The organism is Streptomyces hesseae (genome assembly GCF_031845785.1).
GTDB classification, from domain to species: domain Bacteria; phylum Actinomycetota; class Actinomycetes; order Streptomycetales; family Streptomycetaceae; genus Streptomyces; species Streptomyces hesseae.
Window position 1 is genome coordinate 20,010 of sequence record NZ_JAVRFI010000008.1, and the last position, 23,512, is coordinate 43,521.

At 72.9% G+C, this 23,512-nt stretch carries 18 protein-coding genes; 13 read left to right on the forward strand and 5 right to left on the reverse strand.

The genetic code is table 11. The annotated features are described in order from the left end of the window. Positions 1-106: 106 nt before the first annotated feature. Positions 107-2,680 (forward strand): aminopeptidase N, encoded by a 2,574-nt coding sequence (pepN, locus tag RM609_RS14720; protein ID WP_311611113.1) that lies wholly within the window; start codon positions 107-109, stop codon positions 2,678-2,680. A 105-nt stretch (positions 2,681-2,785) separates the two neighbouring features. Here the strand turns inward: pepN and RM609_RS14725 are convergent, their stop codons facing one another. The 3 genes from RM609_RS14725 to malQ form a co-directional block, all read right to left on the reverse strand. Further along, entirely contained in the window at positions 2,786-3,751 is a 966-nt protein-coding gene (locus RM609_RS14725; RefSeq protein WP_311611114.1) for an acyl-ACP desaturase, read from the reverse strand. A gap of 159 nt (positions 3,752-3,910) precedes the next feature. Beyond that, positions 3,911-4,180, reverse strand: coding sequence for a hypothetical protein (locus tag RM609_RS14730; protein ID WP_229357981.1), 270 nt, complete (start codon positions 4,178-4,180; stop codon positions 3,911-3,913). 4 nt (positions 4,181-4,184) lie between these two features. Continuing rightward, positions 4,185-6,365 carry a 4-alpha-glucanotransferase gene (malQ, locus tag RM609_RS14735; RefSeq protein ID WP_311611117.1) on the reverse strand — a complete coding sequence of 727 codons (2,181 nt, stop codon included), beginning with the start codon at positions 6,363-6,365 and terminating at the stop codon, positions 4,185-4,187. A gap of 202 nt (positions 6,366-6,567) precedes the next feature. Here malQ and RM609_RS14740 point away from each other — a divergent pair, with 202 nt between their 5' ends. Next, complete coding sequence (locus RM609_RS14740; RefSeq protein WP_311611118.1) at positions 6,568-9,636, forward strand: beta-N-acetylglucosaminidase domain-containing protein; 3,069 nt, start codon at positions 6,568-6,570, stop codon at positions 9,634-9,636. Positions 9,637-9,702: 66 nt separating this feature from the next. Here RM609_RS14740 and RM609_RS14745 read toward each other — a convergent pair whose 3' ends face one another. After that, positions 9,703-10,239, reverse strand: a complete 537-nt coding sequence (locus RM609_RS14745) for an HNH endonuclease (RefSeq protein ID WP_311611120.1) — start codon at positions 10,237-10,239, stop codon at positions 9,703-9,705. Positions 10,240-10,508: 269 nt separating this feature from the next. Between RM609_RS14745 and RM609_RS14750 the strand changes: the two genes are divergently transcribed. Continuing rightward, positions 10,509-11,591 carry a mechanosensitive ion channel family protein gene (locus tag RM609_RS14750; RefSeq protein WP_311611121.1) on the forward strand — a complete coding sequence of 361 codons (1,083 nt, stop codon included), beginning with the start codon at positions 10,509-10,511 and terminating at the stop codon, positions 11,589-11,591. Positions 11,592-11,662: 71 nt separating this feature from the next. Here RM609_RS14750 and RM609_RS14755 read toward each other — a convergent pair whose 3' ends face one another. Then, entirely contained in the window at positions 11,663-12,166 is a 504-nt protein-coding gene (locus tag RM609_RS14755; protein ID WP_311611122.1) for an FBP domain-containing protein, read from the reverse strand. 195 nt (positions 12,167-12,361) lie between these two features. Between RM609_RS14755 and RM609_RS14760 the strand changes: the two genes are divergently transcribed. The 10 genes from RM609_RS14760 to RM609_RS14805 all read left to right on the forward strand — a co-directional run bounded on the left by RM609_RS14760 (position 12,362) and on the right by RM609_RS14805 (position 23,450). Then, positions 12,362-13,579 (forward strand): ROK family transcriptional regulator, encoded by a 1,218-nt coding sequence (locus RM609_RS14760; RefSeq protein WP_311611123.1) that lies wholly within the window; start codon positions 12,362-12,364, stop codon positions 13,577-13,579. 77 nt (positions 13,580-13,656) lie between these two features. Continuing rightward, entirely contained in the window at positions 13,657-15,009 is a 1,353-nt protein-coding gene (locus RM609_RS14765; protein ID WP_311611125.1) for an ABC transporter substrate-binding protein, read from the forward strand. A gap of 45 nt (positions 15,010-15,054) precedes the next feature. After that, positions 15,055-16,008: a carbohydrate ABC transporter permease gene (locus tag RM609_RS14770; protein ID WP_311611126.1), complete on the forward strand. Its 954-nt coding sequence runs from the start codon at positions 15,055-15,057 to the stop codon at positions 16,006-16,008. Between the two features lie 3 nt (positions 16,009-16,011). After that, positions 16,012-16,842 carry a carbohydrate ABC transporter permease gene (locus tag RM609_RS14775; protein ID WP_311611128.1) on the forward strand — a complete coding sequence of 277 codons (831 nt, stop codon included), beginning with the start codon at positions 16,012-16,014 and terminating at the stop codon, positions 16,840-16,842. Next, positions 16,839-18,092, forward strand: a complete 1,254-nt coding sequence (locus RM609_RS14780; protein ID WP_311611129.1) for a 6-phospho-beta-glucosidase — start codon at positions 16,839-16,841, stop codon at positions 18,090-18,092. Before RM609_RS14775 ends, RM609_RS14780 begins: the two co-directional genes overlap by 4 nt. Next, positions 18,083-19,072, forward strand: a complete 990-nt coding sequence (locus RM609_RS14785) for an N-acetylglucosamine kinase (protein ID WP_311611131.1) — start codon at positions 18,083-18,085, stop codon at positions 19,070-19,072. Before RM609_RS14780 ends, RM609_RS14785 begins: the two co-directional genes overlap by 10 nt. 400 nt (positions 19,073-19,472) lie before the next feature. Further along, a complete protein-coding gene (gene melC1 / locus RM609_RS14790) occupies positions 19,473-19,880 on the forward strand; it encodes an apotyrosinase chaperone MelC1 (RefSeq protein WP_311611132.1) in 408 nt (135 codons plus the stop codon). A gap of 70 nt (positions 19,881-19,950) precedes the next feature. Then, entirely contained in the window at positions 19,951-20,772 is an 822-nt protein-coding gene (gene melC2, locus RM609_RS14795; protein ID WP_311611133.1) for a tyrosinase MelC2, read from the forward strand. A gap of 315 nt (positions 20,773-21,087) precedes the next feature. Continuing rightward, a complete protein-coding gene (locus RM609_RS14800) occupies positions 21,088-22,473 on the forward strand; it encodes a GlnX family signal transduction membrane protein (protein WP_498073167.1) in 1,386 nt (461 codons plus the stop codon). A 17-nt stretch (positions 22,474-22,490) separates the two neighbouring features. Continuing rightward, complete coding sequence (locus tag RM609_RS14805) at positions 22,491-23,450, forward strand: glutamate ABC transporter substrate-binding protein (RefSeq protein WP_311611134.1); 960 nt, start codon at positions 22,491-22,493, stop codon at positions 23,448-23,450. The last annotated feature ends 62 nt before the right edge of the window (positions 23,451-23,512 follow it).

Genomic DNA, 23,512 nt, shown 5'->3' on the forward strand with positions numbered 1-23,512 from the left:
CCACGGCCCGCCCCTTCGTTCATCCGCCGTCAGCGTACGGACCGCGACGTCCCGGGCACGGCGTGGAAGGATGGCCGGAAAATCGCGATGTGAAGGAGATGTCCAGGTGCCCGGTACGAATCTGACCCGCGAAGAGGCACAGGAGCGGGCGCGGCTGCTCAGCGTGGACTCGTACGAGGTCGAGCTCGACCTCTCCGGTGCCCAGGACGGCGGCACCTACCGGTCCGTGACGACCGTGCGCTTCGACTCCGCCGAGGCGGGCGCGGAGTCCTTCATCGATCTGGTCGCCCCCACCGTGCACGAGGTCGTCCTCAACGGCACCGCGCTGGCCGCCGCCGACGTCTTCAAGGACAGCCGCATCGCGCTGCCGGGCCTCGCCGCCGGGCGCAACGAGCTGAAGGTCGTCGCCGACTGCGCGTACACCAACACCGGCGAGGGCCTCCACCGCTTCGTGGACCCGGTCGACCAGCAGGCGTACCTCTACACCCAGTTCGAGGTGCCGGACGCCCGCCGGGTGTTCGCCTCCTTCGAGCAGCCCGACCTGAAGGCGACGTTCCAGTTCACCGTGAAGGCCCCCGAGGGCTGGACGGTCATCTCGAACTCCCCCACCCCCGAGCGCCCCGCCGACAACATCTGGCGCTTCGAGCCGACCCCGCGCATCTCGACGTACATCACCGCGCTGATCGCCGGCCCGTACCACTCGGTGCACAGCACCTACGAGAAGGACGGCCAGACCGTCCCGCTGGGCATCTACTGCCGCCCCTCGCTCGCCGAGTTCCTGGACGCCGACGCGATCTTCGAGGTGACGCGGCAGGGCTTCGACTGGTTCCAGGAGAAGTTCGACTACGCCTACCCCTTCGCCAAGTACGACCAGCTCTTCGTGCCGGAGTTCAACGCCGGCGCCATGGAGAACGCGGGCGCGGTCACCATCCGCGACCAGTACGTCTTCCGCTCGAAGGTCACGGACGCCGCGTACGAGGTGCGGGCCGAGACGATCCTCCACGAGCTGGCCCACATGTGGTTCGGCGACCTGGTCACCATGGAGTGGTGGAACGACCTCTGGCTGAACGAGTCGTTCGCCACGTACACCTCCATCGCCTGCCAGGCCTACGCGCCCGGCAGCAAGTGGCCCCACTCGTGGACCACGTTCGCCAACTCCATGAAGACCTGGGCCTACCGGCAGGACCAGCTGCCCTCGACCCACCCGATCATGGCGGAGATCCGCGACCTGGACGACGTCCTGGTCAACTTCGACGGCATCACCTACGCCAAGGGCGCGTCCGTCCTCAAGCAGCTCGTCGCCTACGTCGGCATGGACGCCTTCTTCCAGGGCGTGCAGGCCTACTTCAAGGCCCACGCCTACGGCAACACCCGGCTGTCCGACCTGCTGGGCGCCCTGGAGAAGACCTCCGGCCGCGACCTCTCGGCCTGGTCGAGGAAGTGGCTGGAGACGGCCGGCATCAACATCCTGCGGCCCGAGATCACCACGGACGCCGACGGCGTCATCACCGCCTTCGCCGTCCGCCAGGAGGCCCCGGCCCTGCCCGCCGGCGCCAAGGGCGAGCCGACACTGCGCCCGCACCGCATCGCGATCGGCTTCTACGCGCTGGAGGACGGCAAGCTCGTCCGCCAGGAGCGCCTCGAGCTGGACGTCGACGGCGCCCTGACCGACGTCCCGCAGCTGGTCGGCAAGGCCCGCCCGGCGGTCGTGCTGCTCAACGACGACGACCTGTCGTACGCCAAGGTGCGTCTGGACGCCGAGTCCCTGGCGACCGTCACCCAGCACCTGGGCGACTTCGCCGAGTCCCTCCCCCGCGCCCTGTGCTGGGCCTCGGCCTGGGACATGACCCGCGACGGCGAGATGGCCACCCGCGACTACCTGGACCTGGTCCTCTCGGGCATCGCCAAGGAGTCGGACATCGGCGTGGTCCAGTCCCTCCAGCGCCAGGTCAAGACCGCCCTGGAGCTCTACGCGTCCCCGGCCTGGCGCGAGACGGGCCTGGCCAAGTGGACCGAGGCGGCGCTCACGCACCTGCGCGCGGCCACGCCGGGCAGCGACCACCAGCTCGCCTGGGCCCGCGCCTTCGCCGCCACCGCCCGCACCGACGCGCAGCTGGACCTGCTCGCCGGGCTGCTGGACGGCACCGAGACCGTCGAGGGCCTGGCCGTCGACACCGACCTGCGCTGGGACCTGCTCGGCCGGCTGGCCGCGACGGGCCGCGCCGACGAGAAGGCCATCGCCGCCGAGCTGGAGCGCGACAGGACGTCGGCGGGCGAGGAGCACGCCGCGTGGGCCCGCGCCGCCCGCCCGACGGCCGAGGCCAAGGCCGAGGCCTGGGCGTCGGTCGTCGAGTCCGACAAGCTGCCCAACGCGGTCCAGGAGTCGGTCATCGGCGGCTTCCAGCAGGCCGACCAGCGCGAGCTCCTCGCGTCGTACGCGGACCGGTACTTCGCGGTGGTCAAGGCCGTCTGGGACAAGCGCAGCCACGAGATGGCCCAGCAGATCGCGGTCGGGCTGTACCCGGCGCTCCAGGTCTCCCAGGAGACGCTGGACGCGACGGACGCGTGGCTGGCGTCGGCCGAGCCGAATGCCGCCTTGCGGCGGCTGGTGACCGAGTCCCGTGCGGGGGTCGAGCGTGCGCTCAAGGCGCAGGCGGCGGACGCGGCGGCGACCGCTTAATCCGCGCTGACGCGCGTCGTCCTCAAGCGCCGGACGGGCTGGAATCAGCCCGTCCGGCGCTTGAGGACAAGACACAGTAGCCCGTCCGGCGTTTTGGCGTTCTGGCTAGCCCTGACGGGCGGCGCGGCGGGCCATGATGGCCGCGCGGCGCTCGTCGAACTTTCGTGCCTGCGCGTCCAGGTCATCCATGTAGCGGCCCAGCTCCTCCTGGGCCTGCCGCCCCTCCGGGCCCAGGCCGTCGATCTCCAGGACCTTCAGGAAGCGCAGCACCGGCTGCAGCACGTCGTCGTGGTGGATCCGCAGGTTGTAGATCCCGCCGATCGCCATCGTCGCCGCCGCCCGCTCGAAGCCCGGGATGCCGTGGCCCGGCATCCGGAAGCCGGTGACGACGTCACGCACCGCGCTCATCGTCTGGTCGGGCGCCAGCACGAAGGCCTGCTTGAGCAGGTTGCGGTAGAAGACCATGTGCAGGTTCTCGTCGGTGGCGATGCGCGAGAGCATGCGGTCGCAGACCGGGTCGCCGGAGTGGTGGCCGGTGTTGCGGTGGGAGATCCGCGTGGCCAGCTCCTGGAAGGCGACGTAGGCCACCGAGTGGAGCATGCTGTGCCGGTTGTCGGACTCGAAGCCCTCCGACATGTGCTGCATCCGGAACCGCTCCAGCGCCACCGGGTCGACGGCGCGCGAGGTGAGCAGGTAGTCGCGCATGACGATGCCGTGCCGCCCCTCCTCCGCCGTCCAGCGGTGGACCCACGTGCCCCAGGCCCCGTCGCGGCCGAAGAGCTGGGCGATCTCGTGGTGGTAGCTGGGGAGATTGTCCTCGGTCAGCAGGTTGACGATGAGGGCGGTGCGCCCTATGTCAGTGACCTTGGACTGCTCGGGCGCCCAGGCCTCGCCCTCCATGACGCCGTCGAAGTTCCGCCCGTCGCTCCACGGCACGTACTCGTGCGGCATCCATTCCTTGGCGACCTTCAGGTGGCGGTTCAGCTCGGTCTCGACGACTTCCTCGAGCGCGTACAGCAGGCGGCTGTCGCTCCAGACGGCCTGGCCGTGGGAAGTGGGGGCGATGGTCACGGGCATCTCCTGGAACGATCATCACCTACGGTGGCGTAGGTTACGACACCGTAGGTTAACCGTCCCCCGAACGCCAAAGCCGGTGGCCTCTACAGTCATCTGGGCAGCAAAAAAGCCGACACCCGGAGGGTGTCGGCTTTCGCTGCGCGCGGTCTGGTGTCAGCGCGAGTGGTGGGTGTTGACGGTGTGGGTCGCGGCGTTGTCGGAGTTCCTGGCGAGGACCATGGTCAGGCCCGCGATCACCAGGAAGAGGACGATCGGTGCGGCCACGTAGAGGCCGAGCGTGTTGATCACGCTCAGGCCGGGGCCCGGGTCGTCACCGTCGTCGCGGGTGAGCGCGAAGGCGGGCGACGACATCAGCAGCATCAGCAGCGTGCCGGCGGAGATCGCACCGGCGCGCACGGCGTTCTTGTTGACCTTATTGCTCACAACCTCAAATTATCGGACCGGCGTGGGGGCCGCGCGCCCGGGGTGGCCTATCGGCGCCCGGCCCGCCCCTTGCCCCGTCCGCCGGGGCCCGTGTCCCGTCCGTCAGGGCCCTTACCTCGTCCACCAGGGCCTGGAGCCGGGGCGAGGCCACCAGCTCCTCCAGCGACAGCGGCCGGCCCGAGGCGTCGGCCACGGGCAGCCGCCAGTTCGGGTACTGGTCCCAGGTGCCCGGCAGGTTCTGCGGGCGGCGGTCCCCGACCGCGTCCGGCAGCCAGACGCCGACCAGGCGGGCGGGGGTGCGCAGCAGGAAGCGGTGGACGGCCAGGACCGCGCCCTCCTCGTCACCGGGCCCCTCCGGCAGCAGGCCCAGCCGTCCCAGGACGGCCAGCCAGCGGGCGACGTCCGCCGCGTCCTCGCGCTGCTCGACGGCGAGCGGCCGGGTGAGCAGCCCCAGCCGGTGCCGCAGCGCCACATGGTCGCCGGTGAGCCGGGCGGCGGTGCTGGGCAGGTCATGGGTGGTGGCGGTGGCCAGACAGGCCTCGCGCCAGCGCTCCGGGGGGAGCGGGTCGGGGTCCTCCGCCGCAGTCCCGTCGGCGTTCTCGTAGTCCCTCTCGAACCACAGCACCGACGTGCCGAGCACCCCGCGCTCCGCCAGGGCCTCCCGGACGCCGGGCTCCACGGTGCCCAGGTCCTCGCCGATGACGGCGGCTCCCGCGCGGTGGGCCTCCAGGGCGAGGACGCCCAGCATGGCCTCGGCGTCGTAGCGCACGTAGGCGCCGCGCCGGGGCTCGTAGCCCTGGGGCACCCACCAGAGCCGGAACAGGCCCATCACATGGTCGATGCGCAGCGCCCCCGCGTGCCGCAGCAGCCCGCGCAGCAGATCGCGGTAGGGGGCGTAGCCGGTGGCGGCGAGGGCGTCGGGGCGCCAGGGCGGCAGGCCCCAGTCCTGGCCGTGGGGGCTGAAGGCGTCGGGGGGCGCGCCGATGGACATCCCGGCGGCGAAGGCGTCCTGCTGGGCCCAGGCGTCCGCCCCCGAGGGGTGGACGCCGACGGCCAGGTCGTGGACGAGGCCGACGCGCATGCCGGCGTCGCGGGCGGCCCGCTGGGCGGCGGCGAGCTGCCGGTCGGTGAGCCAGGCGAGCCAGCAGTGGAAGTCGACGCGGTCCAGCAGCTCGCCGCGGGCGCGGGCGGTGCGGGCCGAGCGGGGGTCGCGCAGGCCGGCGGGCCAGGACCGCCAGTCGGGGCCGTGGGCCTCGGCGAGGGCGCACCAGGTGGAGTGGTCGTCGAGGGCCTGGCCGCCCTCGGCGAGGAAGGCGGCGTAGGCGGCCCGGCGGCCGGGGGAGGCGGGGACGGCCCGCAGCAGCTCCAGGGCCCGGCGTTTGAGCTCCCAGACGGCGTCGCGGTCGATCAGCGCGTCGTGGCGCAGGACGGCCTCGCGGAGGGCGGCGGCGCGGTCGAGCAGCGTCCCGGCCTCCTCGCGTGCCGCTCCGGTCAGGTAGGCGAACTCGGGGATCTCCTCGACGCGCAGATGGACGGGGTCGGGGAAGCGGCGGGAGGAGGGGCGGTAGGGCGAGGGGTCGGTGGGCGGTCCGGGGACGGCCGCGTGGAGGGGGTTGACCTGGAGGAAGTCGGAGCCGGCGGAGTGGCCGGCCCAGGCGGCGAGGTCGGCGAGGTCGCCGAGGTCGCCCATGCCCCAGGAGCGGGTGGACAGCAGGGAGTAGAGCTGGACCAGGAAGCCGTGGCCGCGCCCGGGGGGCGCGGGCAGCCGCTCGGGCGCGACGATCAGCGGCGCGCTCGCGGACCGTCCGTCGGGGGTGCGGGCGCGCAGGACGTGCCCGCCGTACGGGAGGGGGTCCACGCTCCGTTCCGCGTCCCGTCCCCCGTCCCAGGGGAGCGTCGTGCCGTCCTCCGTTTCGACGCTCAGGGTCGTGCCCTCGGGGAGCGGGAGCGGGGGCGGCGCGCCCGCGCGGCCCCGCAGGACGACGGCCGGGGGCAGCAGCCTGCCGCGCTCGGCCTGCTCGCGGGCCTCCAGGGCGTCCCGGACGGCCCGGGGCGTGGAGGCGTCGACGCCCAGCGCGGCGAGGACGGCGACGAGCGTGTCCTCGGGGACCCGGACGACGCTGCCGGGCGCCGCCTCGTAGGACGTGGCGACGCCGTGCAGCTCGGCGAGGCGTGCTCTGTCCATCCGGACCTCCGTGGTCGCCACCGCCGACGGCTTCTGCCTACCCACTCCGCGCGGCGGACGACACATCCGTACATCCCGCCGGGCATTACCGGCAGTTCGGTCACCTGCGTTGACACCGCTTCAGCGCTGGTGATGGGCTCGTCGCGGTTCCGGGGCACCGCCCCGGACCTTGGTCCCGCAACGCGTCCGGAGGAGAAGAACGATGCCCCACGGAAGCGAGCGGACCGGCCGGGCCGTGGGCACGGGACGTCTGGGACGCCCCGGACCGCGCCGCGCCGGGGTCACCGTGCTGGCGGCCGCGCTCCTCGGCGGACTGCTCGGCGGGGCCGCGGACGCCGTCGCCGACCCCCTGCCGGGTGACGCCGCGTCGGCCGCCGCCGGTTCACCCGGCTCGCCGGACCGGGAGAGCGCCGGGGCCCTGCCGCCGGTGTGGCCGCGCCCCCAGTCGGCGCGGGCCCTGGGCGCGTTCGCGCGGGTGGGCGACGAGGTCACGCTGATGGCCGATCAGGGGACCGACCAGTACGCCCTGGAGGCGTTGCGCGACGTGCTGCGCGCCCAGGGCGCCCGGACGGTCGTCGACGCGCAGCCCGGCGGCACCCCGCCGGCCGACGGCCTGATCGTCTACGCGGGCGGGAAGGCCGCCGAGGACACGCTGCGCTCGCTGGGCGCCCAGCCCGTCGACGACCTGCCCACGGGCGGCTACCGGCTGGCCGCCGGGCAGCTGGACGGGCGGCCGGTGGTGGCGCTGGCGGGCGTGGGCGAGGACGGGCTCTTCCACGCGGCGCAGACGCTGCGTCAGCTGGCCGTGGCGCACGACGGCGGCCGCGCGTTCGCGGGGGCCGTGATCCGCGACTGGCCGGGCACGGCGGTGCGCGGGCTGACCGAGGGCTTCTACGGACAGCCCTGGTCGCACCAGCAGCGGCTGGCGCAGCTGGACTTCCTGGGCCGCACCAAGCAGAACCGCTATCTCTACGCGCCCGGCGACGACCCCTACCGCCAGGCCCGCTGGCGCGCCCCCTACCCGGCCGAGCGGCGCGCGGAGTTCCGCGAGCTGGCCGAGCGGGCCCGCCGCAACCATGTGACGCTGGGCTGGGCGGTCGCGCCGGGGCAGGAGATGTGCTTCTCGTCGGCCTCGGACATGCGGGCGCTCAAGCGCAAGGTCGACGCGATGTGGGCGCTGGGGGTGCGCGCCTTCCAGCTCCAGTTCCAGGACGTCAGCTACAGCGAGTGGCACTGCGACGCGGACGCCGACGCGTTCGGCTCCGGGCCGAAGGCGGCGGCGAAGGCGCAGGCGAAGGTCGCGGGCGAGCTGGCGAAGCACCTGGCGGCCAAGGGCCCGGAGGCGGCCCCGCTGTCCCTGCTGCCGACCGAGTACTACCAGGACGGGCGCACCACCTTCCGGCACGCGCTGGCCGGGGCGCTGGACCCGCGGGTGGAGGTGGCCTGGACGGGGGTGGGGGTGGTGCCGAAGACCATCACCGGCGGTGAACTGGCCGACGCCCGGGCGGCCTTGGGGCATCCGCTGGTGACCATGGACAACTACCCGGTCAACGACTTCGCGCAGGACCGTATCTTCCTCGGCCCGTACACCGGCCGTGAGCCGGCCGTGGCCGCGGGCTCCGTCGCGCTGCTGGCCAACGCGGCGGCGCAGCCCGTCGCTTCGCGCATTCCGCTGTTCACCGCCGCCGACTACGCGTGGAACCCGCGCGGCTACCGGCCCGACGAGTCCTGGCGGGCGGCCGTCGACGACCTCGCGGGCGGGCAGTCGGGCGACGCGGCGACGCGCGAGGCCCTGCTGGCGCTCGCCGCGAACGACGCGTCCTCGGTGCTCGGCGGCGAGGAGTCGGCGTATCTGCGCCCGCTGCTGGACGCCTTCTGGGACGCGCAGGGCACGACGGACGCGGGCAGGCTGGCCGAGGCCGCCGACCGGCTGAAGGCGGCCTTCCGCACCATGGCCGACGCCCCCGCGCGGCTCACCCCGCTGCTCGGCGGCGAGGTGCGGCCGTGGCTGGAGCAGCTGGGCCGGCACGGCGAGGCGGGCCGGCGGGCCGTGGACATGATCACCGCGCAGGCGCGGGGCGACGGCGCGGCGGCCTGGCAGGCCCAGCTGGACGTCCAGCGGCTGCGCGAGGCGATCACGACGGGCCGGGCGACCGTGGGCAAGGGCGTGCTGCTGCCGTTCCTCGATCAGGCCCTGGCCCGGGCCAACGGCTGGACCGGGGTCGACCGGCCGCTGCGCACGGCGGGCGCGGCCACCGACGGCGACCCGGCCACGGCCGTCACCCCCCGGCCGGGGGTCCCGCTGTCCGTACGGCTGCCCCAGCCGCGTCCGCTGACCGTGGTCACCCTGCTCACCCAGCCCGCGCCCGGGGCGGCCGGCGTGGTCGAGGCCCATGACCCGGCCCGGGGCTGGCAGCCGCTGGGCAAGGTCGCGGACGGCGGCTGGACCCAGCTGCCGGGCAAGGGCGTACGGGCCGACGCGCTGCGCGTGGTGTGGGACGGCGGCGCCACCCCGCCCGCGGTGCACGAGCTCACCCCGTGGTTCGCCGACAGCCCCACCGCCGACGTCGAGCTGACCGGCGGCGACATGGACGCGGAGATCGGCGGGCGGCCCGCGGTCGTCGAGCTCCGCATGATCAACCAGCGTCCGGAGGCGATCCGGGAGCGGCTCGCCGTCGCCGCGCCGACGGGCGTGACCGTCAAGGCCCCGGCCGAGCTCACCGCCGTGCGCGGGGGCGTGACCACGGCCCGGATCGAGCTGTCGGTGCCGGCGGGGGCGCCCGCCCGGACGTTCACGGTGCCCGTCCGGCTGGCCGGGCAGGAGAAGACGGTGACCGTCCGCGCGTATCCGCCGACCGGCGGCCCGGACCTGGCGCGCGGCGCCCGGGCGACGTCCTCCGGCGACGAGACCGCCGCGTTCCCCGCCTCGGCCGCGATCGACGGCGATCCGCGCACCCGCTGGTCGTCCCCGCACACCGACGCCGCCTGGTGGCAGCTGGAGCTGGCCCGTCCCGTCCGGCTGGGCCGGCTGGTGCTGCACTGGCAGGACGCCCACCCCGTCCGCTACCGCGTCCAGGTCTCGCCGGACGGCCGTACCTGGCGGGACGCGGCGGTGGTCACCGACGGCAAGGGCGGCGTGGAGTCGGTGCGCATGGACGCGCCGGACGCGCGGTTCGTGCGCGTCCAGGGCGAGAAGCGGGCCACCCGCTTCGGGTATTCGCTGTGGGAGGTGGAGGCCTACGCCGTGCGGGAGCCCGCCAAGGGCTCCTGAGCGGGGGCGCCGGGGCTTGCCCGGCGCCGCCCGCGCGTGGCCATGAACGACGAAGGCCCGGTCGTCTCAGGCGGAAATGCCGTCGATCCGGGCCAACGCGTCCTCGGCGCCGTATGCCTCCAGGTAAGGCAACCAGCGCGGATCCCTATGGCCCGTGCCGATGATCCGCCACGCCAGGCCGGACGGCGGCGCGGGCTGATGGCGCAGCCGCCAGCCCAGCTCCCAGACGTGCCGGTCGGCCTTGACGTGATTGCAGCGGCGGCAGGCCGCCACCACGTTCTCCCAGTTGTGCTGGCCGCCGCGGCTGCGCGGGACGACGTGGTCGACGCTGGTTGCGACGCCACCGCAGTACGCGCAGCGTCCGCCGTCCCGGGCGAAGAGGGCACGGCGGGTGAGCGGGACGGGGCCCCGAAAGGGCACCCGCACGAAGCGCTTCAGGCGGACGACGCTGGGCGCGGGGATGGTGCAGGTCGCACTGTGCAGAAAGGCGCCGGTGTCCTCGAGGCTGACGGCCTTCTCATTGAGGACGAGTATGAGCGCGCGGCGGAGCGGTACGACGCCGAGCGGCTCGTACGACGCGTTGAGGACCAGGACATGCGGCACGGGTGCCTCCTTGTACGCCGGCGGCGCGTGGCTCGCGCCGGGACGATCTCCTGCAAGTGTCCCCTGGCCCCCGCCACAAGCGCCACCATCATCGGGTAACGGGTCTCAGGTGTTTTGGGGCACACCCCGGACAATCACGGCCACGCACGCGCAAGACGTGTCCCATCTCGAACACAACAACGGAGCATTTCGTCTGCCCCGTTAGTGTGGTGGGTCGGCCCGTACCGCTCCTCGCCACGGGTCACGTCCCCTATCGGAGGATTTCTGCTGTGTTCCGGTCCGCTGCCCTGGCCGCAGACGCGACACCCCGCCCGGGGTCCCTGGACGAGGCCCAACGCACCGCGGGCGACGCCGCGGGCTGGGTCGAGGAGAACTGGTCCATCTGGCTGAGCAACAGCCTGCGGATCATCCTGATCGTCGTGATCGCGGTGGCCATGCGCTCCCTGATCCGCCGGGCCATCACCAAGCTGATAGAGCGGATGAACCGCACCGCCCAGGCCGTCGACGGCACGGCGCTGGGCAGCCTGCTGGTCAACGCCGAGCGGCGGCGCCAGCGCTCGGAGGCCATCGGCTCGGTGCTGCGCAGCATCGCCTCGTTCCTGATCATGGGTACGGCGGCGCTGACCGTGCTCTCCGTACTCAAGATCAACCTGGCGCCGCTGCTGGCCAGCGCCGGTGTCGCGGGCGTCGCCATCGGTTTCGGCGCCCGGAATCTCGTGACGGACTTCCTCTCGGGCGTCTTCATGATCCTGGAGGACCAGTACGGCGTCGGCGACGAGGTCGACGCGGGCGTCGCCAAGGGCACCGTCATCGAGGTCGGGCTGCGCGTGACCAAGCTGCGCGGCGGCGACGGCGAGATCTGGTACGTCCGCAACGGCGAGGTCAAGCGGATCGGCAACCTCAGCCAGGGCTGGGCGACCGCGGGCGTCGACGTCCAGGTGCGCTCGGACGAGGACCTGGACCGGGTGCGCACGGTGATCGAGCGCACCGGCGAGGAGATGCAGAAGGACGAGCCGTGGAACGAGCGGCTGTGGGAGCCCGTCGAGGTGCTGGGCCTGAACGCGGTCTACCTCGACTCGGTGGTCGTCCGGGTGTCGGCCAAGACCGTGCCGGGCAAGGCGCTCTCCGTGGAGCGCGAGCTGCGCTGGCGCATCAAGCGCGCCCTGGACGCCGAGGGCATCCCCGTGGTCGGCCAGCCGCAGGAGCCGGAGCTGCGGACGACGCCGCCCGGGGCGGACCCGGCGGCGGCCGTCTCCGCCCCGTCCGCCATGGCCAACCCCACCTCCCCGCAGTCGCTGGCCACGGCGCCGATACCGCCGGTGCCGCCGGGCGTGACGCTCGGCAAGCCGTAGTTCCCGGGAAATGGGAGAGGGCCCCCTCGCCGCCGATATGGCGAGGGGGCCCTTCGTTCGCTCGGGGTGCGTCAGCCCTCCCGGAGGACCTTGTCCAGGAAGTCGTCGAGGTTGCCGCGCAGCCGGTCCATGCGCTCCTCGGCGGAGAGGGACTCCTTGTAGCGCATGGCCATCAGCGGCGTCTTCTTCCCCCGTACGTACAGCGAGCAGGCCAGGTCCGCGCACATATAGGCGCCGACCGTGTTGCCGTCGCGGCCGGAGGCGCCGACCTTGCGGGCGGCCAGCAGGGAGACGCCCGAACCGCCGTGGGTGGTCAGGCACAGCGAGCACATGGTGGTCTTGGTCAGGGCCCGGGGCCCGCTCTGCGGCACCCGCAGGGTGACGCCCACCAGCTCACCGGCGCGCTCCGTCACGAGATAGCCCCGGTCCGGGGCGCCCGGGTCCCGCCAGCCCAGGAAGTCCAGATCGGCCCAGGGAAGCCCGTCGAGCTCCCGGGGCAGGCTCATCCTGCGGGCCTCGCCCTTCGAGCAGTTGACGAAGGAGGCGCGTATCTCGCTGTCGCCCAGTGGTTCCATGCGTCGGGAACCTACCGGCGGGGCCATCGCGATGTCGCGTTATTTTTGCCTCGGAACATCCTCGGAACTTTGGGTTCCGCCGGTCCGGACTCCTTGACGGTGCGGCTGACCTGCGCCTAACGTCCTGGGCAGCCAATAGGAAAGTTTCTTTACAGACTGTCGGGGGACGACCTCGAGGGCGGGGGACCAAGCGCCATGGCCGGAACCGGAATCCCCGGGACACCTCGCGTCCTGCGCGCGATGAACGACCGCGCCGCGCTGAACCTGCTGATCAGCCACGGTTCCCTGACCCGTACCCGCCTCGGCGAGCTCACCGGGCTGTCCAAGCCCACCGCCTCCCAGCTGCTCGCCCGGCTGGAGGCCGCCGGGCTGGTGCGCGCCGTCGGCAATGTCACCGGCCGCCCCGGCCCCAACGCCCAGCTGTACGAGGTGAACCCCTCGGTCGCCCATGTGGCCGGGCTCGCCGTCGACAAGGAGGGCATCTCGGCCGCCGTCGCGGACATCGCGGGCACCGTGCTCGGCGAGCACCGCGTCGAGGCCGACGTCACGGACGAGGGGGTGCCGGGCCGCACCGCCCACCTGGTGGCCACCGCGGTCGACGGCGCGCTGACCGCCGCCGGCCTGGGCTGCGAGGCCCTCCACCGCACGGTCATCGGCACCCCCGGCGCCCTCGACCCGCGCACCGGCACCCTGCGCTACGCCCCGCACCTGCCCGGCTGGCACTCGCGCACCCTGCGCGCCGAGCTCGCCGAGGTCATCGGCACGCCGGTCGTCATCGAGAACGACGTCAATCTCGCCGCCGTCGCCGAGCGCCACACCGGTGCCGCGCACGACACCGACGACTACGTCCTGGTCTGGATCGACGAGGGCGTCGGCGCGGCCATCGTCCTCGGCGGCCGGCTGCTGCGCGGGGCGACCGGCGGCGCCGGCGAGATCGGCTACATGCCCCTGCCCGGCGCCCCGCTCGCCCGCGGCAGGGCCAGCGCCAGCGCCAGCGCCGGGAACGCCCCGGACGGCGGGGGCGGCTTCGAGACGCTCGTGGGCATCCCGGCCGTGGCCTCCCTGGCGCGCGAGCACGGCTTCGACGCCCCCACGGGCCCCGAGGCGCTGGAGCGCGCGGCGCGCACCCCCGGCCCGGCCTCCGACGCCTTCCTCGCCGAGCTGGGGTCGCGGGTCGCCACCGGGCTCGCGGCGGTCGTCGCCGTCGTCGACCCGGAGCTGATCGTGCTCTCGGGCGTGGTCTGCCGGGCCGGTGGCGAGCGGCTCCGCGAGGTGGTCGAGACCGGGCTGACCGGGCTCGCCCTGCCCCGGCCCCGGCTGCGGCTGAGCGAGGTGGCGGGCTCGCCCATCCTCATCGGCGCCCTGCGCACCGCCCTCGCCGACGTCCGGAACGACGTCTTCGACACCGCCTGAGCCCGCCTCCGCCGCTTTTCCCGGCTTCCCCCCACCGCGCGACATCCCCCGTCCACCGCCGCCAAGGAAGCTCCGCCATGCAGCGCTTACGACACCGCCGCCGCACACCCGGTGTGCTCGTCCCCTTATTGGTGACCGCAGGATTGCTCCTCTCCGGCTGCGCCCGCCCCGCTGTGGGCAGCGCCGAGGACGACCCGACCCGCCCGGTGACGCTCCGGTTCTGGCACGGCTGGTCGGACAGGAACGAGGTCGCGGCCGTCGACGCCGCGATCGCCCGGTTCGAGCGGCGGCATCCCAACATCCGGGTGGTGACGACCGGGAACGTCACGGACGACACCGTCAACCAGGCCCTGCGGGCGGGCGGCGGTATCGCTCCCGACGTGGTGTCGTCCTTCACCACCGACAACGTCGGCCAGTACTGCTCCTCGGGGATGTGGGCCGACCTCGACCCCTTCCTGAGGAAGTCCGGCCTGGACAAGACGGCCGTCTTCCCCGGCACCCTCCTCGGCTACACCTCCTACCGCGGCCGGCAGTGCGCCCTCCCGCTGCTCGCCGACGCCTACGGGCTCTACTACAACCTGGACGCCTTCGAGGAGGCCGGCATCACCCGGCCGCCGCGCACGATGTCGGAGTTCAAGGAAGCGGCCGTCAAACTCACCCGGCGGACGGCCGGGGGCTCGTACGAACAGCTGGGCTACATGCCCGGCTTCCGGTTCTACGAGAACAGCCCGGACCGGCTCTTCGCCCAGTGGGCGCCCACTTATTTCAATGCCGACGGGACGTCCCGGCTCGCCCGGGAGCCCGCGACGGAGCAGTTCTTCCGCTTCCAGCGGGGCCTGGTCACCGCCCTCGGCGGCTACACCCCGCTGGAACGGTTCCGCACCACCTTCGGCGCGGAGATGTCCGCGCAGAACGCCTTCCGCACGGGAAAGGTCGCCATGCACCTCGACGGTGAGTGGCGCGGCCGGATGCTCAAGGAGGACGGCGCGGACTTCCGCTGGGGCACGGCCCCCATGCCCGTACCCGACGACCGGGCCGACGCCTACGGGCGCGGCTTCCTCACCGGCACGGTCGTCGGCATCGCGCACAGCAGCCGGCATCAGAACGCGGCCTGGGAGCTGGTGCGGTTCCTGACGACCGACACCGATCAGGTCGTCGCCTTCGCGAACGCCATCCACAACGTGCCCTCCACCAAGGCCGCGCTCGCCTCGCCCGCGCTCGACGCCGACCCCGCCTTCCGCACCTTCGTCGGCATCGCCGCCGACCCGCACAGCGTCTCCATGCCGCCCTCGGCCAACGGCGGGATGTACCTCCAGGCCCTGAAGGACTTCGCCTACGACAGCGAGGCGGGCCGGGTCCCCGACCTGGGCCGGGGGCTGCGCCGTCTCGACCGGCGGATCGACGCCGACACCCGGCAGTCCGCCGACTGATCGCCCGCACGTCCGCCCCGTCCGCCACCCGACGAAGGCCCTGTCATGGCACACCTGATCACCGCCCCCGGCCCCCGCCGCCGGCACACCCGGGAACGCCTGCGCGTCCTCGGCTTCCTCTCCCCCTGGCTGATCGGCTTCACCGTCTTCTTCGGCTATCCGCTGATCGCCACCGTCTACTTCTCGTTCATGCGCTACAACCAGATCCGGCCCCCGTCCTTCGTGGGGCTGCGCAACTGGCGTTACGTGTTCACGCAGATGCCACTGTTCGGGCCGGCGTTATGGAACACGCTGTGGCTGGTCGTGGTCATGGTGTCTCTGCGCGTCATCTTCGGGCTGGGCACCGGACTGCTGATCACCAAGGTGAAAACGGGGGCGGGCTTCTTCCGCACCGCCTTCTACCTGCCCTACCTCGCCCCGCCCGTGGCCGCCACGGTCGCCTTCGTCTTCCTCCTCAACCCGGGCACCGGCCCGGTGAACGGCGCCCTCGCGGCGCTCGGCGTCTCCGGGCCCGACTGGTTCAACGACCCCCACTGGGCCAAGCCCTCGCTGGTGCTGCTGTCGCTGTGGGGCATAGGCGACCTGATGGTCGTCTTCCTGGCCGCCCTGCTGGACGTGCCCAAGGAGCAGTACGAGGCCGCGAAGCTCGACGGCGCGGGGGCGTTCGCGACGTTCCGTTATGTCACCTGGCCGGCGATCACCCCGGTGGTGATGTTCGCGGTCGTGACGGGCGTCGTGCAGACGATGCAGTACTACACGCAGGCGCTCGTCGCCGGGAAGCTCGCCTCCGGGGTCGGCCTCGGCCCCGGCTCGACCGTCCAGCCCGGCTATCCGGACCACTCCACGCTCACCGTGACCCAGCTCGTCTACTCGCTCGGCTTCCACAACTTCAACACCGGTGCCGCGTGTGTGCTCTCCCTGGTGCTCTTCGCCATCGCCATGGCCGCCGCCTCGCTGCTGATGCGCGGCCGCGCCGGGCTGCTCGGGGCGGAGGACTGAACCATGGGACGACGCCGCGTCCTGCACTGGATCGCCGTGCACACCACCGCCGTGGCGGCGGCGCTCTTCTTCACCCTGCCGTTCGTGTTCGTCCTCCTCACCTCCGTGATGAGCGACGACCAGGCCATGGCCGGCGAGCTGTGGCCGCGCGCCTGGCACTGGTCCAACTACGCGGAGGTCCTCCGCACCCCCGGCTTCCTCACCTGGTGGCGGAACTCGCTGCTGTACGCCGGGCTGGGCACGCTGTTCACCGTGTGCTCCTCCGTCCCGGTCGCCTACGCGCTCGCCCGGTTCCGCTTCCGGGGCCGGCGGGCCGCGCTCGGCCTCGTGATCGCCACGATGACGCTGCCGCCGCAGGTCGTCGTGATCCCCATGTACCTGGTGTGGGCTCAGCAGCTGCATCTGTCGGGGACGCTGTGGCCGCTGATCGTGCCGCTGGCGTTCGGCGACGCGTACTCCATCTTCCTGCTGCGGCAGTTCCTGCTCACCATCCCCGGCGAGTACCTGGAGGCCGCGCGGCTCGACGGCTGCGGCGAGCTGCGCACGTTGCTGCGCGTCGTCGTGCCGATGGCGAAGCCGGGCATCACGGCGGTCGCGCTGTTTCAGTTCTTCGCCTGCTGGAACGATTATTTCGGGCCACAGATCTACGCCGCACAGAACCCGGGCGCCTGGACGCTGAGTTACGGCCTGGAGTCCTTCAAGAGCGCCCACAGCGTCAACTGGAATCTGACGATGGCCGCCACCCTGCTGGTCATGGCACCGGTGATCGCCGTCTTCTTCTTCGCCCAGAAGGCCTTCGTCGAAGGCGTCACACTGACAGGAGTCAAGGGTTGAAGCTCGCAGTAGTGGGTGGTGGCTCCACCTACACCCCCGAACTCGTCGACGGATTCGCACGGCTGCGGGACGTCCTCGCCGTCGAGGAGCTCGTCCTCGTCGACCCCGCGGCCGAACGACTGGAGCCGGTCGGCGGCCTGGCGCGGCGCATCCTCGCCGCGCAGGGCCATCCGGGCCGGGTCAGCTGGACCGACGACCTCGACGCGGCCGTCGACGGCGCCGACGCCGTACTGCTCCAGCTACGCGTGGGCGGTCAGGCGGCCCGCGAGCGGGACGAGACCTGGCCGCTGGAGTGCGGCTGCGTGGGGCAGGAGACCACGGGCGCGGGCGGCCTCGCCAAGGCGCTGCGGACGGTCCCGGTGGTGCTGGACATCGCCGAGCGGGTGCGGAGCCGGAACCCCGCCGCGTGGATCGTGGACTTCACCAACCCCGTCGGAATCGTCACCCGCGCCCTGCTGACCGCCGGGCACCGCGCTGTCGGGCTGTGCAACGTGGCCATCGGCTTCCAGCGGAAGTTCGCCGCCCTGCTCGGGGTGGCGCCCGGTGAGGTGGAGCTGGACCACGTCGGCCTGAACCACCTCACCTGGGAGCGGGAGGTGCGCGTCGGCGGCCGGGACGTCCTGCCCACGCTGCTCGCGGAGCACGGCGACGCGATCGCGGCGGACCTGCGGATGCCGCGCCGGCTGCTGGACCGGCTGGGCGTCGTCCCCTCGTACTACCTGCGCTACTTCTACGAGCACGACGCGGTCGTCGAGGAGCTGCGGACGAAGCCCTCTCGGGCGGCGGAGGTCGCGGCGATGGAGCGCGCCCTGCTGGAGATGTACGCCGACCCGGCGCTGGACCGCAAGCCGGAGCTGCTGGCGAAGCGCGGCGGGGCGTTCTACTCGGAGGCCGCGGTCGCGTTGACGTCGTCGCTGCTGACCGGCACCGGGCCCGTCCAGGTGGTCAACACGCTCAACAACGGCACGCTGCCCTTCCTCCCCGACGACGCCGTCGTCGAGGTGCCCGCGGCGGTGGACGCGGCCGGGGCGCGCCCCCTGCCCGTACAGCCGCTGGAGCCGCTGCACGCCGGGCTCGTCGCGCATGTGACGGCCTATGAGCACCTGGCGCTGGAGGCGGCCCTCAAGGGCGGCCGGGACCGGGTCTTCGCGGCGCTCCTCGCCCATCCGCTCGTCGGCCAGACCGACCGCGCGGAGAAGCTGACGGACTCCCTCCTCCACCACAACCGGGAGCACCTGCCATGGGCCTGATCGTGGCGATCGACGCGGGCGGCAGCAAGACCGACGTGGCCGTCCTCGGCCCGGACGGCGCGGTGGCGGCCCGGGCCCGGGGCGGTGGCTTCCGGCCGCAGTCGACGGGGGTCGAGCGCGCCGTGGACACCCTCCAGGCGGCCGTCGCCGAGGCGCTGGCCGGGCTCCCGCGCCCGGCGGACGTCCGGCTCTTCTCGGCCTGCCTGGCGGGCGCCGACTTCCCCGTGGAGGAGGCGGAACTGACGGAGGCCATCGCCCGGCGGAACCGGCCGGCGGGCGGCCCGGCGACGGGTCCCGGCGTCCGGGTCGCCAACGACACCTTCGCGCTGCTGCGCGCGGGGCTGTCCGACGAGGAGCCGGCGGGTGTCGCCGTCGTGTGCGGGGCGGGAATCAACTGCTCGGGGCTGGCGCCCGGGGGCCGGGTCGCCCGGTTCGCCGCCGTCGGGCGGATCTCGGGCGACTGGGGCGGCGGGGCGCACCTGGCCGAGGAGGCGGTGTGGTGGGCGGCGCGGGCGGCGGACGGGCGCGGCGAGGCGACGGCTCTCGCGCGGGAACTCCCCGCCCACTTCGGGCTGTCCACGATGCCGGAGCTGATCGAGGCCCTCCACCTGGGGCGGATCGAACGGGCGCGGCGGCACGAGCTTGCGCCGGTGCTCTTCGCCGTGGCCGCCGCCGGTGACGCGGTGGCCGGGGCGATCGTGGCGCGGCAGGCCGACGAGGTGGTCGCCCTGGCCGCGGTCGCCCTGGACCGGCTGGGGCTGCTCGACGCGGCGGTGCCGGTGGTGCTGGGCGGCGGGGTGCTCACGGCCCGTCATCCGCTGCTGCACGAACGCGTCGTGAAGAGGCTGGCCGGGCGGGCGCCCCGGGCCGTGCCCCGCGTCGTGACCGCGTCGCCGGTGCTGGGGGCGGCGCTGCTGGCCCTCGACCACCTCGGGGCGCCGGCCGCCGCCTACGCCAGGCTGCGTGCGCACTTCGCGTAGCGCGCGCACTTCGTAGCGAACGAGAACGGCGGAAACCGCGCCGTGGACTCCGGCATTCCTGGCCGGAATCCACGGCGCGGCGCCATGTTCGCGTCATGTTCACGTCGTGAGAGACGTCACCGGGGAAGGCAGTCCGCCGTAAATCCTTCGCGGGAGGACGGTCCGGCTCGGTGAACTTCCTGACACCCGCGTCAATAGCGGGATTGGTCAGAAATTCCTTCCCTTCCACTGGTTGACCATTCATATACCCAATGTCCGTATTCGGGTCAACCATTTCCCCCCTCTTCAAGATCGTGGAAGCATCCCGCCACGCATGGATTGATCACGAAATACGACAAAGAATTGCCGCAACTCACCCCAATAAGGGCGTTGTCGGCACATCCCGAGGGGGGATACACACATGTCGAAGAACGTCACCCGCCGCGTCGTCCTGCGCGGCACCGCGATAGCCGTCGCCGGAGCGGCCCTCGCCGCTCCGGCCGCCATGGCGGCGACCCGCGCCGCCATGCCCATGGACCACTCCGGCATGGACCACACCGGTCACGGCTCCCACGACCCCCAGCCGTTCGACGAGGTCTACCAGGGCCGGCGCATCGTCGGCACGCCCGTCACCGGCGGCCACGAGGCCCACCACGGCGGCTTCGCCGTGACGATCGACGGCAAGGAACTGCACGTCATGCGGAACGCGGACGGCACCTGGATCAGTGTGATCAACCACTACCAGACCTTCGCCGACCCGCTGTCGCTCACCCGCGCCGCCGTCGAGAAGCTCCAGGGCGCCGTGCTCGTCCCGATCACCACCGCCTGACCTTTTCCGTCCGCCGACCCCGCCCGGCCCGATGCGGCCGGTCCCCCGACCCGAGAGGACGTAGACCCCCATGGCAGTGCGCAAGAACCAGGCGACCCTGACGGCCACGGAGAAGCGCAACTTCGTCAACGCCGTGCTGGCGCTGAAGAAGAGTGGCAAGTACGACGAATTCGTGCGGACGCACAATGAGTTCATCATGAGCGACGGCGACGACACCGACCGCGTCGGCCACCGTTCGCCGTCCTTCCTTCCCTGGCACCGCCGCTTCCTCCTCCAGTTCGAGCAGGAGCTCCAGAGAATCGATTCTTCGGTCACGCTCCCCTACTGGGACTGGACCGCCGACCGCACCACCACCGCCTCCATATGGGGCGCCGACTTCCTCGGCGGCAACGGCCGCAGCCGCGACGCGCAGGTCACCACCGGCCCGTTCGCTTACTCCACCGGCCAGTGGAACATCAACGTCTCGGCCGACAGCCGCCCCTACCTCCAGCGGGAGATGGGCACGAGCGTCCGCGCGCTGCCCACCCGCGCCGAGGTCGACTCCGTGCTCGCCATGGCCGTCTACGACATGGCCCCCTGGAACAGCGCCTCCGACGGCTTCCGCAACAACCTGGAGGGCTGGCGCGGCGTCAACCTCCACAACCGCGTACACGTGTGGATGGGTGGCCAGATGGCCACCGGCGTCTCCCCCAACGACCCGGTCTTCTGGCTGCACCACTGCTTCATCGACAAGCTGTGGGCCGACTGGCAGCGCATGCACCCCACCTCGGGTTACCTGCCGACCGGTGGCACCACCAACGTCGTGGACCTCAAGGACACCATGCGTCCGTGGAACAACGTGACCCCGGCCGACATGCTCGACCACACGAAGTTCTACACCTACGACCGCTGACGACTGCGACCGCTGACGACACCTCCACCGCGGCGTGCGACGCCGGGGGTTGCCGGGCCCGACGGCCCGTCGCCCCCGGCGTTCCCCGTTTTGCGGGCGCTCCCCGTCCGCACGGGAACCGAACAGACGCCCACCGCGTGAAACGGGGTGAAAGGCCGAAAAGGACACCCGGGCGACACTCACGACCCGTGCAAGATCGATGCACAAGATGCACAACCGGTGTGTTTGTCAGTCCCTGCGGCCATACTGCTGGCCTGGCACCCGTTCCCCGCCGCCCGGGGGACAGCGGGCCGCGGCGACCGAGGGGGAGGTCACGTGTCACCAGCGCAGCCGGATACGGGGACGCGGCGCACCGCGTGGCGCGAGGGCATGGAGCGGTTCGCGGACGCCGCCACGACGGAGCCCGGCAGACTCCGCGTCATCGGCGCGGTCCTGGCCGCGCTGCTGGTCGCCTTCGGCGCGGTCACCGCCTGGCAGGTCGCCGACCGGTCGTCGGCGGCGGACGCCGTCATCGACCGCAGCCAGCCGCTGAGCACCGACGCCGCCGACATCTACCGCTCCCTCGCCGACGCCGACACGGCCGCCGCGGCGGGCTTCCTGGCCGGCCGGGACGAGCCCCGGACCGTCCGCCAGCGCTACGAGAAGGACATCGGCGTCGCCTCCGAGCTCCTGGTGAAGGCCGCCGCCGACACCGGCGGATCCGATTCCGCCCGTGAGCAGATAGCCAGGCTCAATCAGCAACTCCCCGTCTACACCGGCCTGGTGGAATCGGCCCGCGCGGCCGGCCGGCAGGGCCTGCCGCTGGGCGGCGCCTATCTGCGCTACGCCAGCGACCGGATGCGCGAGGAGCTGCTGCCGGCCGCCCGCGCCCTCTACGAGGCCGAGACCGGACGTCTGCGTTCCGACTACGCGGATGCCAAGTCCTGGCCCTGGGTGGCCCTCGGCACCGGCGTCGTGGCCCTCGGCGCCCTCGGCTGGGCCCAGCGCCGCGCCTTCCTGCGCACCAACCGGGTGTTCAACCACGGCCTCCTCGCCGGGACCGCCGCCGGCACGGTGGTCCTGTTATGGCTGACCGTCGGCCACGCCCTGGCCCGCGCGGACCTGACCGACTCCTACGAGAACGGCGCCAAGTCCCTCCAGGTGCTCAGCGAGGCCCGGATCGCCTCCCTCCAGGCCCGGGGCGACGAGAGCCTCACCCTGGTGGCGCGGGGCGCCGTGCTCACCCCGGCGGGCGACGACGCCTACGAGGCCAGCTACCGCGCGGGCATGCGCAAACTGATCGGCGGCGACGTCACCGGCTCCGGCGAACCCGCCCCGGACAGCCTGCTGGGCCGGGCCCGCTCCCTCGCGGACGGCGCGGAAGGACGCGATCCGGTGCTGGCGGCGATCCGTGACGTCGAACAGTGGCAGCAGCGGCACGGCGAGGCCCGCAGCGCCGACGTCGGCGGGTACTACGGCCAGGCGCTCGCCAAGGTGATCGGGGAGAAGGGCAGTACCAAGGGCAGCACCGGCGAATCGTTCGACCAGGTGGAATCCGCGCTGCGCGGCGCCCTCGCCCACGAGGAGGACGACTTCCGCCGGGCGGCGGAGGACGGGCGCGGCGCGTTCACGGGGCTGGCGGCCGGAGCCGCCGTCCTGGCCGTGCTGGGGGCCGCGGGCGCGGTGCTCGGCATCGGCCGCAGGCTGTCGGAGTACCGGTGAGACGGGGAGGCTCAGCGATGGGCGGACGACGCGGAACCCGGGTCCGGGCCGCGGTGACGGCCGGCGTGTGGACGCTCGCCGCAGCCGTGGGCGCGGCCGTCCTGCCGGCGGCGCGCCCCACCGGCCCCGTGGCCCCCGCCACCGCCCCGGCGGCGGCCGTGCGCGCGCCCGCGACATGCGTCGCCCCGGAGGCGAGCCTGCGCCCCTCGACGGCCGACGGCCCGGCCGTCCGGCGCGTCAAGGAGCGCGGCCGGCTGATCGTCGGCGTCGACCAGAACAGCTACCGCTGGGGCTATCGCGACCCCGCCACCGGCGAGCTCAGCGGCTTCGACATCGACCTGGCCCGCGCCATCGCCAAGGCCATCCTCGGCGACCCCGGCAAGGTCGTCTTCCTGGCGATCCCCACGAACCAGCGCATACCCGCCCTGGAAAAGGGCAAGGTGGACATCATCGCGCGCACCATGACGATCAACTGCGAGCGGGTCCGGCAAGTCGCCTTCTCCACGGCCTACTTCGAGGCCGGACAGCAGGTACTGGCCCCCAAGACCTCACCGGTCACGGCGTTCGACGACAGCTTGAAGGGGAAGAAAGTCTGTACGGCCAAGGGATCCACGGGCGAGACCGAGCTGAAGAACGAGTCGCACGGCGCGTCCGTGCTGACCGTGCCCAATCAGCTCGACTGCCTGGTCCGGCTCCAGCTCGGACAGGTCGACGCGGTGATCACCGACAGCGCCCTGGCCGCCGGACAGGCGGCCCAGGACCCGTCCGTGCGACTGGTCGGCAAACCGTTCACCACCGAGTCCTACGGCGTGGCGATGAACCTCAAGGACGAAGACCTGGTACGCCGGGTCAACGCGGTACTGGAGGACTACCGCCGGGGCGGTGAGGCGAGCCCCTGGATGCTGGCGTACCGCAAGTGGCTGGCGGCCGACCTCCAGGGGATCACCGCTCCGCCGGAGCCCCGGTACCGGGACTGACGGCACGGAAGGACCGAAGCACCACACCGTTCGCGCGCGGCACCGGCCGCGGGACAGGAGAG